This window comes from Bdellovibrionota bacterium (assembly GCA_035292885.1).
Lineage (GTDB): Bacteria > Bdellovibrionota_G > JALEGL01 > JALEGL01 > DATDPG01 > DATDPG01.
This window is the reverse complement of the sequence record DATDPG010000110.1, coordinates 21,294-30,576: the sequence shown is the minus strand read 5'-3', so window position 1 is coordinate 30,576 and position 9,283 is coordinate 21,294. Positions and strand designations below refer to the sequence as shown.

11 protein-coding genes are annotated in these 9,283 nt (G+C 56.7%); 6 read left to right on the top strand and 5 right to left on the bottom strand.

The window, feature by feature from the left end:
• Positions 1-60: 60 nt before the first annotated feature.
• On the bottom strand, positions 61-510 hold the full coding sequence (locus tag VI895_08905) for an arsenate reductase ArsC (protein HLG19916.1): 450 nt from the start codon (positions 508-510) through the stop codon (positions 61-63).
• A 71-nt stretch (positions 511-581) separates the two neighbouring features.
• Between VI895_08905 and tmk the strand changes: the two genes are divergently transcribed.
• From tmk to VI895_08890, 3 genes are read left to right on the top strand one after another with little or no spacing between them, the layout of a single operon-like run.
• Positions 582-1,247 carry a dTMP kinase gene (gene tmk / locus VI895_08900; GenBank protein HLG19915.1) on the top strand — a complete coding sequence of 222 codons (666 nt, stop codon included), beginning with the start codon at positions 582-584 and terminating at the stop codon, positions 1,245-1,247.
• Complete coding sequence (locus tag VI895_08895; protein ID HLG19914.1) at positions 1,244-2,068, top strand: hypothetical protein; 825 nt, start codon at positions 1,244-1,246, stop codon at positions 2,066-2,068. Before tmk ends, VI895_08895 begins: the two co-directional genes overlap by 4 nt.
• Positions 2,069-2,854 carry a TatD family hydrolase gene (locus VI895_08890; protein HLG19913.1) on the top strand — a complete coding sequence of 262 codons (786 nt, stop codon included), beginning with the start codon at positions 2,069-2,071 and terminating at the stop codon, positions 2,852-2,854.
• Here the strand turns inward: VI895_08890 and VI895_08885 are convergent.
• Entirely contained in the window at positions 2,851-4,056 is a 1,206-nt protein-coding gene (locus VI895_08885) for a VCBS repeat-containing protein (GenBank protein HLG19912.1), read from the bottom strand. The genes VI895_08890 and VI895_08885 overlap by 4 nt on opposite strands.
• Positions 4,057-4,210: 154 nt before the next feature.
• Here VI895_08885 and VI895_08880 point away from each other — a divergent pair, with 154 nt between their 5' ends.
• Positions 4,211-5,119 (top strand): DMT family transporter, encoded by a 909-nt coding sequence (locus VI895_08880; GenBank protein ID HLG19911.1) that lies wholly within the window; start codon positions 4,211-4,213, stop codon positions 5,117-5,119.
• Here VI895_08880 and VI895_08875 read toward each other — a convergent pair.
• Genes VI895_08875 through VI895_08865 form a run of 3 tightly spaced genes read right to left on the bottom strand, consistent with a single transcriptional unit; the run spans position 5,068 to position 7,227 of the window.
• Positions 5,068-5,655 carry a hypothetical protein gene (locus VI895_08875; GenBank protein ID HLG19910.1) on the bottom strand — a complete coding sequence of 196 codons (588 nt, stop codon included), beginning with the start codon at positions 5,653-5,655 and terminating at the stop codon, positions 5,068-5,070. The two genes, VI895_08880 and VI895_08875, sit on opposite strands and share 52 nt — an antisense overlap.
• Positions 5,630-6,868, bottom strand: a complete 1,239-nt coding sequence (locus VI895_08870; protein ID HLG19909.1) for a hypothetical protein — start codon at positions 6,866-6,868, stop codon at positions 5,630-5,632. Before VI895_08870 ends, VI895_08875 begins: the two co-directional genes overlap by 26 nt.
• Before the next feature lie 2 nt (positions 6,869-6,870).
• Positions 6,871-7,227 (bottom strand): PilZ domain-containing protein, encoded by a 357-nt coding sequence (locus tag VI895_08865; GenBank protein HLG19908.1) that lies wholly within the window; start codon positions 7,225-7,227, stop codon positions 6,871-6,873.
• A gap of 89 nt (positions 7,228-7,316) precedes the next feature.
• On the opposite strand from VI895_08865, the gene VI895_08860 reads away from it, so the two are divergent.
• On the top strand, positions 7,317-8,663 hold the full coding sequence (locus VI895_08860) for a hypothetical protein (GenBank protein ID HLG19907.1): 1,347 nt from the start codon (positions 7,317-7,319) through the stop codon (positions 8,661-8,663).
• Entirely contained in the window at positions 8,626-9,273 is a 648-nt protein-coding gene (locus VI895_08855) for a hypothetical protein (GenBank protein ID HLG19906.1), read from the top strand. The genes VI895_08860 and VI895_08855 overlap by 38 nt, the downstream gene beginning before the upstream one ends.
• Positions 9,274-9,283: the final 10 nt, after the last annotated feature.

Sequence of the window (9,283 nt, the reverse complement as noted above, 5' to 3'; positions counted from 1 at the left end):
AAGTACGCCATCGTCGTCGCGTCTTGCCATCCGGGCGCACCGGCGACCTTTATTATCAAGCTATCTCGGAATCGGGACACTAACCGTCGCCGGAGTCAACCGAGCGAGGAGGTCTTTCACCCGTGCTCGGATTTCGTCGCGCACCGCTCGGAATTTTTCCATTCTTTCTCGATCCGTTCCGGTCACGCCGATGGGATCCTCGATCGGCCAATGTTCCTGGCGGACCCGCGAGGGAAGCGCCGGGCATTTTTCTTTCGCGCTTCCGCAAACCGTGACCAAATATTCGAGATGGCTTAAATCGAGGTCGTACACCGATTTCGACCACTGGCCTGCGATATCCACAGCGTCCTCGCGCATAACTTGCATCGTCAACGGGTGAATCCCGCTCGGCGAAACCCCGGCGCTCATCACCTCGAAGCGATCCTGTCCGAAATATCTCGCATATCCTTCCGCGATCTGACTTCGAATGCTGTTCCCCGTGCACAAGAAGAGAAGATGAACCTTTTTCACACGGAAGTTCGTAGCGCCCCCTTCGCCGCCCGTCAAGGCGGCGTTTGACTTCAAAATCGGCGACGGCCATCATGCCGGCACGGATGGCTAGGCGCGCAAAATTTATTACGTTCGAAGGACTGGAGGGTTGCGGAAAAACGACGCAGATCCGGGCCGTCGAGAAGCATTTTCGAAAAATCGGAAAGAAGGTTCTGGCCACACGCGAACCGGGCGGAACCGACCTCGGAAACGAGTTGCGCTCCCTCCTCCTGATGCAACGGAAGGAGCCTCTCTCGTCGTGGGCGGAACTGTTTTTGATGGAGGCTGCCCGCGCGCAACATTACACGCATGTTTTGCGCCAGGCGTTGGACACGTACGACCTCGTCCTTTGCGACCGGTTTACCGACGCCACTCTCGCCTATCAGGGCGGCGGCCGAGGCTTGGACCCAAAGACGATCGAATTGCTCAATGAAAAGGCGGCGCCCGGGTGCCGCCCCGATTTGACCCTTTTTCTCGACCTGGAGCCTCGGCAGGCTCTTAAGCGTGCCCTCACCCGGATGTCGGCGTCGGGTGGCGTACGAGAGGACCGTTTTGAAAACGAGGAACTGGCCTTTCACACCCGTGTACGAGAGACGTACCTCGACATTGCACGGAGAGAGCCGAAACGACTTTGCGTGGTAGACGCCGTGGGCTCCCCCGAAACGATCACGTCCACATTGATCTCGCGGATCTGCGAGCGCCTTTCCCTCCCGCCATGAACCCGGTGATCCAACGGCTGATCGACATCGCCCAGCGCCACCGGCTTCCGCATGGTCTTCTCTTTACCGGCTCGGAGAATTCGGAGGCGCGCTCAGCGGCGACGACCCTCGCCCAATATTTATTCTGTTCGGATCCAGCCCGCTCTCCTTGCGGACAATGCCTCTCCTGCAGAAAGGTGAACGGCGGTTCACACCCCGATTTTCTCGCCGTTCAAACCGAAAAACAGGAGATCAAGATCGAACAGGTGCGCGACCTCCAACGATGGTTGGCCGTCGCGCCCAACGAAGCCGGCCGGAAAATCGGCTGGATCGATCGCGCCCATCTGTTGAACGCAGCCGCTTCCAATGCACTCCTGAAAACGCTGGAGGAGCCGCCCCCTCACGCGCTCCTCATCCTCTCGGCCAGGAATCCGGATGAGCTTCTCCCGACGATTCGATCTCGTCTTCAGATGTATCGGTTCCAGCCCTCCGGGGGTCCTACCGCCGGTCCGGCGGGCGAAGCTCCCGAATGGTCGACGGACCTGCAAGCCCTTCTGGCCGATCCGGCCGCCGCGACACCGGAACGGATCTTTGAGTTCACTGAGCTGGCTTCCAAGGACCGTGAGTCCTTGCGCTGGTTTTTCGACGGCCTCGAAAACACGATCCGGCTTCACCTTGCGCATGAGGCTTCTCGATCCGATTCGTCGAGCCGCAGCCGGAGACTGGAGCGTTTATTTGACCGCGTCCTGACAGCCGAGAAGGACATCTTGCGGCGATACGGAAACGCTCCACTTGCGCTGGACCGTCTGCTCCTGGAATGGGCCGATATTTCCGGATCGTAAATGACTTCCGAACCGTTCACCGATTCTCACGCCCACGTCGACTACGATCTATTCGACGAGGACCGGGAACTCGTTCTTCAACGAGCCCGCGAGGCCAACGTGCGAAATATTCTGAACATCGCCCTCGGTCCGGAGTCCGCCGTATTTGAGCGAGCCCATCGCCTGGTCTCCGGCCACGATGGAATGTGGCTTGCCGTCGGCGTTCACCCGCACCAGGCCTCGCAGATGACCGAGGATACGGTTCCCGTCCTCCGAGAATTTGCCGGTCGACCCAAAGTCGTTGCGATCGGCGAAATCGGCCTCGACTACCACTACAATCATTCGCCTCAGGACGTTCAGCAAAAAAGATTCACCCAACTTCTCGATTTGGCTTTGGAGCTTCAGCTTCCGGTGTCGATCCATACGCGCAGTGCTTTCGACGACACGTACCGTTTCGTTCGGGAGCGAAGTATTTTTGAACGAGTGGGAGGCGTTCTCCACTGCTACACAGGAAGCTCCGAAGACGCCCGGCGGTTTCTGGATCTCGGCGCCTACATCTCGTTTTCCGGAATCGTGACGTTTAAGAAATCGGAAGCATTGCGCGATGTCGTTCGATCCATTCCGATGGACCGCTTGTTGGTCGAAACCGACGCCCCCTTTTTGGCGCCCGAGCCGTACCGCGGGAAGCGAAACGAGCCGGCGTACGTCGTCCGCGTGGCCGAAACGATCGCCAGTCTGAAGAACATTTCCGTCGATGAGGTGGCCCGAGCCACAACCGAAAATACGAAACGCCTCTTTCGATTCTAACGGACAGGCAGACTTCGCCGAGTCCGCAACGCGAGCGCGAAGACGAGGCCGGAAACAAACCATCCATTGAAGGTTCCCGCGCGGCATCCCTGGTCCATGTCGTACGAAGCCGGATCGACACCCAAGTTCACGTCTTCGCAGGTACAGTCTGAGTTATCCGAATCGGTGGTTGTCTGTTCGAACGTGATCAGATCCAATTTTCCGTCGCCTGCGAAGTCTCCGGGGGCCATGACGATTGTCGCTCCCGTCGTGGTTACAACATGTGAGGAATTCGGTCCGAATTGACCGGCCCATCCGTAAATGGCGATTTGAGATGTGCCGGACGTAAGGACCGCCACGTCGGCGGCGCCATCGGAATCAAAGTCCCCGATCGCCAAACTGCCGGCACGCTCTTGAATTACGTACGTGTTTTCAGCGCCAAAGTTTCCCGTTCCATCCCCGATCCGGAGCGACAGCTGTACATCTCGGGCGGTCAGGAGATCCGCTTTCCCGTCCCCGTCGACGTCCCCGACGGCAACCGCAGTCGGGGTTTCAATCGCCGAAAGATTGATTTTGGTCCCGAACGCACCGCTTCCGTCGTTTACGCAGACCGTAATATTGCTGGCATCGGTACTACCGATCCGTGAAACAACAATAATCTCGCTTTTCTGATCCTGGTTCAGATCCGCAGCTACCACTTCTGCAAGCCCTGCGATCGTATCGACATCCACCTTTGAGCTGAAACTCCCCTGTCCGTCACCTCGGTAGAAAAACAACGTATTTTCGGATCGATTCGCAATCAATAGGTCTTGGTTTCCGTCCCCGTCTAAATCCGTGATGGCTATGGGCGCCAAAGATCCCGATTCCGTGATCGACGCGCCCTCGTCTTTAAAGCCGGTCTGGCCGTCTCCTAAGAACGTCCGAACGCCTCCACTGGATCCCTCGACGGCGATGTCCGCTTTTCCGTCTCCGTTGAGATCCCCCACTGCGATTCCCGTGGTCAAAAGCGTGTCATCGCTCAGCGCCGTAAGCCCGACCAGCTGGCCGCCGTCGATCTGATTGAAAACGGTGATTTGGTAATTCGGTCGTACGGTACCGCACGACGGGTCTCCATTGAAATTGCACTGAACAGAAGGCTCTGCCGACACATTCGAATTTGGAAACAAGACGAACGAAAGGAATCCCAGGCGAAACAAAAAAGCTCGGGCTGAGGCGGTCGGCATTGTGGCATCCTCCTTCGAATCTTTAGTTTAGGACAACCGCACAAACCAAGGCCAGGACTTCGTTAACACTAAATAAGAAATTGTTAACATCTGTTAACCCGTGGAAATTACGTTTTTTTTGACGCTTCCAGCCTCCCTCCCTATCCTCGCCTGAATGCTTCCGCACGTTTGCGGGTTGCTCGCCGTGGTTTTTTGGGGAATTTCGTTTGTCGCCACAAAGCGCGCCCTCGCGGAGATCTCTCCCATCACGCTGATTTTTTCGCGTTTCGCGATTGGAACGTTTCTTCTGTTCGGGTTTCTCTTGGCCCGGCGCAAGGTGATCGCTCCACCGAGAGAAGTCTGGCCGATGCTGGCCTGGATGGGTTTTGTCGGAATCTTCGTTCACCAACTCCTGCAAGCCTACGGATTGACGTACACGTCCGCCGTGAACACCGGTTGGTTGATCGGCCTGATCCCGATCTGGTCCGCGCTTTTTTCCGGCCTGTTTCTCCGAGAACGTTTTGGGTTTTTGAAAATCGCCGGCTTGATCATCGGGTTCTTCGGCGCAGCCGTCGTCGTGACGCGAGGACAGTGGAACTTCTCTCTTCTGGCTCTGCCCAGTTCGCGCGGCGACTTCTTAATCATGGTGAGTACGATCAACTGGACCGCATACACGATCCTGGGCCACAACGTCATTCGGCGCCTTGGAGCGCTTCAGGCCACGACCTTGGCGATGTTTCTCGGATGGGGAATGTTGGCGCCATTTTTTATTTATGCCTCCGGGTGGAGGGAAATCCCCCCGCTCAGCGCCGGAGGATGGTGTGCGGTTCTGTTTCTTGGGATCGCTTGCTCCGGCCTCGGCTATTTCTTTTGGTACGGAGCGCTTGAGAAAGTCGAAGCATCGAAGGTCGCCTCGTATCTTTACATTGAACCGCTGGTTACCGTCATCGCCGCCCGCATTCTCCTGAAAGAAGAAATTCGACTCATCACGATTGCCGGCGGATTACTGGTCCTTGCGGGGGTCTTTATCATTCAGCGAAGTCCTTCGTTTCGGGCGGTCGAATCCAAGTTGAGTTCCTCCTGAATCTCCGTGAGAACTTCGTTGGCTACATCGTACTTTTCCTCTTCGACCAAGCGGGAGATCACACTCAGCCGCTCCGTGATATCCGCGATCTCCGGCGCGGCCGGCTGTTTCTTCAACAAGACGGCCCGCGTTCGCTCCAGCTTGTCCATAATAAAAGTTCGATCGAATTTGAATTTCTGAACGGTCGTTTGAAGCGAAAGAATCTCGTCGCTTAGGCGTTGCGGAGTCTCTTTCTCCAAATTATCGGCGATGTGCTTGGCTTGGGGATGCAGCGCATAGATGTCGCTCCAATTGAGGTTCCGCCGTTTCATCGATCTGCCGACCTGTTCCCACATCGTTCGAACCCGCTCACGCGTGACCGGCTCTTCTTTCACCTCTTGAGCCCGCGCTGGAGTCGCGGTGGGAGCGGCGGCTATCGGCACCACCACCGTCAGCTCTTTCTCTTTATAGGGCCCCGTTTCGCAGCCGTGTAGGATCACGAGCAACGGAAGAAGGGCAAGAATTCCGAGCTTACGAAAGCGCGCGATAGCGGGCATTTCGGAATTTCGCGAGCGTATTCCAGACCGCCACGCCCAGCCCATCTTGGAATCCGGCGTCGGGCGACGGGGATCGGATGTCCGCGCGGGAAACCGCCCACATTTTTTTTGCATCCAAGAATCCCTCGACTCCATCGCCTTCCACTCGAATCTCGACATGGGCCCATTGGTTTCTCTCCAGCGCATGGTCCGTTCGCGTGGCGGAATAACCCGCCAGCTCCGAGTGCTTGTTGCCCCAACCCCCCACGACCCAAGCCAGTGATTTACCGTCACACGGAAACAAAATCACGAATCCGTCCTCTCCGGCAATTTTCTTGGCTTCCACCTGAAAACAAAATCGATCGGAAGGAGCGACCTCCGCCGTGACCGCGGAGGTTCCCCAGGGCTGCAGGGCCAGAGAGCCCTCCGAGACGTAACAGTTCCCCTTGCACACCCATCCCTCCAAGCTTTCGCCGTCAAACAGCAGATGCCATCCTTCCTCGTCGGCCTTCTCCTGAATTTCAACCGTCTGAGCCGAGGTTTCTTCCAGCCAATGCAAATCTTTTTTCTCCGCTTCCTTGGGGAGAGGGGTCGGGACCGGTGGGATTTCTTTGCGAGGTTTTATCGCCTCCGGACGAACGGGGGACTCGCTCCGTTTCTGACGCACCCAAAGCACCACCGCCAGGGCGATTCCGAAACATGTGAACGATCCCCACACCCATTGATATCCGCGGCCGAGCGGAAATCCCGGAATGACGAATCCGACTTTCACCATTCCAAGCGGCGTCCGATCGCTAGCTCTCTCGGGCGGCGTGAGGGCCACGGATACGACATTGAGATATTCGCTCGGGAAGCCGGCCCCCGGCTGAATCAAATGAGCCAGAGTTTCCGTGTCGCCATGTTGGCGAAGATATTCGTCGACCTCCTTCGCGCCGCGAGAAAGACTCGACGAGTTAATCACCCCCGAACGATAACCCGATGAGAAATGCGCCACGAGGAGATAGCCGACGCGCGGTTCTCGAGCGATGAATTCCCGATAGACCGTTTCCCGAAGAGGCTTTCCGTCCACGATTTCCGCCCCGATTTGTTCCGCCAGTCGTTGCGTGGACTCTTCCGCCATCGAAAGAAACTGCCGCACCAAGAGGAGGCGGGCCGCTCCCGTCACTGCGATAAGCACCAGAATGCCCATGGGCAACCAACGCAAACCCCGGCTTTGTTGTTCGCCGGATTCCACCGCTACTCCGAAGAAGGCTTCCGTTTTTGAACCACTTTTTCGATGGCGCGGATGAATTCCGGATCCGGACTCAAGAACTGTACGCCGATTCCATAGAGCTGAATTTCAGGATCGGCCGGATGGCTCATGCTCATCAGACGTGTAACGCGCCCGCGGATCTGATACTCGCCGAGACCGTTGGGAAATTGGAGTGTGAGATCGATTTCAGCGTTCGGATCCACCAGGCGATCGGTCTTAAGAAAAATACCGCCCTTGCTGATGTTCTTGGCGTATTCGGAAACAAGGTCCTCAACCGTTCGAAACCCCACCTTTATTTTGGCTTCAATTCGTGGGTACTTCCGTTTTTCCCGGCCTCTCACGACGCACCCCCTTCTCTATCGAATCCTCCGCGGGATTGCACCACTTTTTTTAGTTATTTTAACATGTTAAAATAAAAGTTCGAGACAAAATGATGCGAGGTGTTATAGCGATTCGCTATCCTCTCTTTTGGGCGGTGGGGTTTTGGATGGTGTTCGGTCCTTCAGCGTTCGCCACCCCCACACCGGAGGAAGTTTCCAAGAATCTTGTGGCCGCTTTCGCCGTAGAAACGGGAAAAACCCCAAAAAAACCGACAATTGTGAACAAGGACTACGTCGGATTTAAAACACGCACCTTGACGTTTGGAATCGGAAATCGGGTCTACCGTATCGTTTTTTCAAGTGACGGCACCTTGACCGTAGCGGTTACCGCGGAAGGCGAAATCGGCGCTCAGCCCCTTTGGACCGCGAATCTCAAGAACACCACGATCGAAGAAATCGTCAACATCGTCTATTCAAGGGAATTCGGCCGGAAATACGACCCGACTCTTCTGGGCGTTACGCCGCCGGGTAACCTGGCCGACCAAGCCGCGGAGCAATCCACCGGTCGGTCGGGAGATGAACTGCGAATGGATCGTTTGATGAGCCGTATTTTTAGCGGCGACTTGACCGCTGGCTTGGACTCCCGCAGTTCGAACCACGCGATGTCGGAATCGGCCGCCGCCAAAGCCACAGGCCTATCGAAGCTCTTGAACCCGTGTGATCAAAACCGCGGCGGAGCTCAACCCCAGCGCCAGACGGTGTCGGATATCGCCCTGGCGATGGCCGCCGCTCGCATACCCGCTCACGCTGCGGAACTGACCATGGATCGGAGCCGAAACTACTCGAAGAAGAAGGGCTACTCCTTCATGAACGAGCTGGGCGAGCATCAGGCGCAGCCGAACCCCAACGAGGTTTTTCGGTTGATCAAACAGAGCGGAAGCGACGCGTACGAACTGTTTCGAGCGGCGCTAAAGGATTCGGATAAGACCACGAAAGATGCGTACGCCCTCGCGGCGCATCGCAATTTCCGGACAGTGGCTCGGGGCGCAGGAGAAGAAAAGGGGAAACGGATCGTGGATCAAGTCTTGAACAAAACGATCGTGGATGTCGACTCGTTCACCTCGGCGCGGCGACTCACACCGAAAGCGGCGGTGGTCCATGACCGGAAATCAGGGGAGTTTTTCGTCGACCCGACGCTGACTTCCCCTACGCAAGCTCAGTATTTACTCTCCCTGGCCGTCCTCTATGCTTGGAGGATCCAGGAGCCGGAAACCCTGGCGGCCGTCACCGGTTATGAAGAAATTCAGAGAAAAATCGCCCGACTGGAACATGCCGTCTTGGACGATCAGGATGAAAAGGAGCTGGCTCAATACCGTTCGGAAGCGCGGAAGCTTGCCGAGCGACTCTTCCAGATCAGTGATGAGCTCCGCAAGACCGGCACCCGCCCGACGACCTAACCCACTCCGAAAAACGAGTGTTCGGGCCGCCATTGCCCTCGCTCTTTTTTCCATTCCTGCGCTGCTGATCGCCGGTACTACGCACGCGGACGAAATGGCCGTCGCCATCGACGCCGCTAAAAAGTCGGCCGAAGGGTGCGACAACTGTCTGTTTTTTGCCCTGCCGACCAAGAACTCGATGTTCAGCCAACACAAGCTTTACTTTGTTTCGACGCTCGACCGGCTCCCGCCCCCGTTTTGGACGGTCGCGATGAATCGAAAGAAAAAAGCGTACCTCCTGCAAGCGCGGGAACTCGGTGGATGGAACGGCGCCCTTAAGGAGGCCCCCCTGAAGCTCACAACCGACGCTCAGCTCAAGGATTTCGCCAAAGCGTTCCTGGATTTGGCCGTCGGCCGAGCCATTTACTTGGACGACATCCTTCCGGGAGAAAAAAACCGCATCGAAAAGAAAATGGGAAAAATGCCCTTCTCGCAGCTTCGAATCGTTCGAGACAAGACCCGGTTTCGGCTTCAGTTCTTTGGAAAAGACGTCACCGGTGCCGTGCAATTATGGGACTTGATCGTCGAACCGACCGGTCACATCGTCAAAGCCGACGTCCGCGAGTTCTAACTTTCCTCGT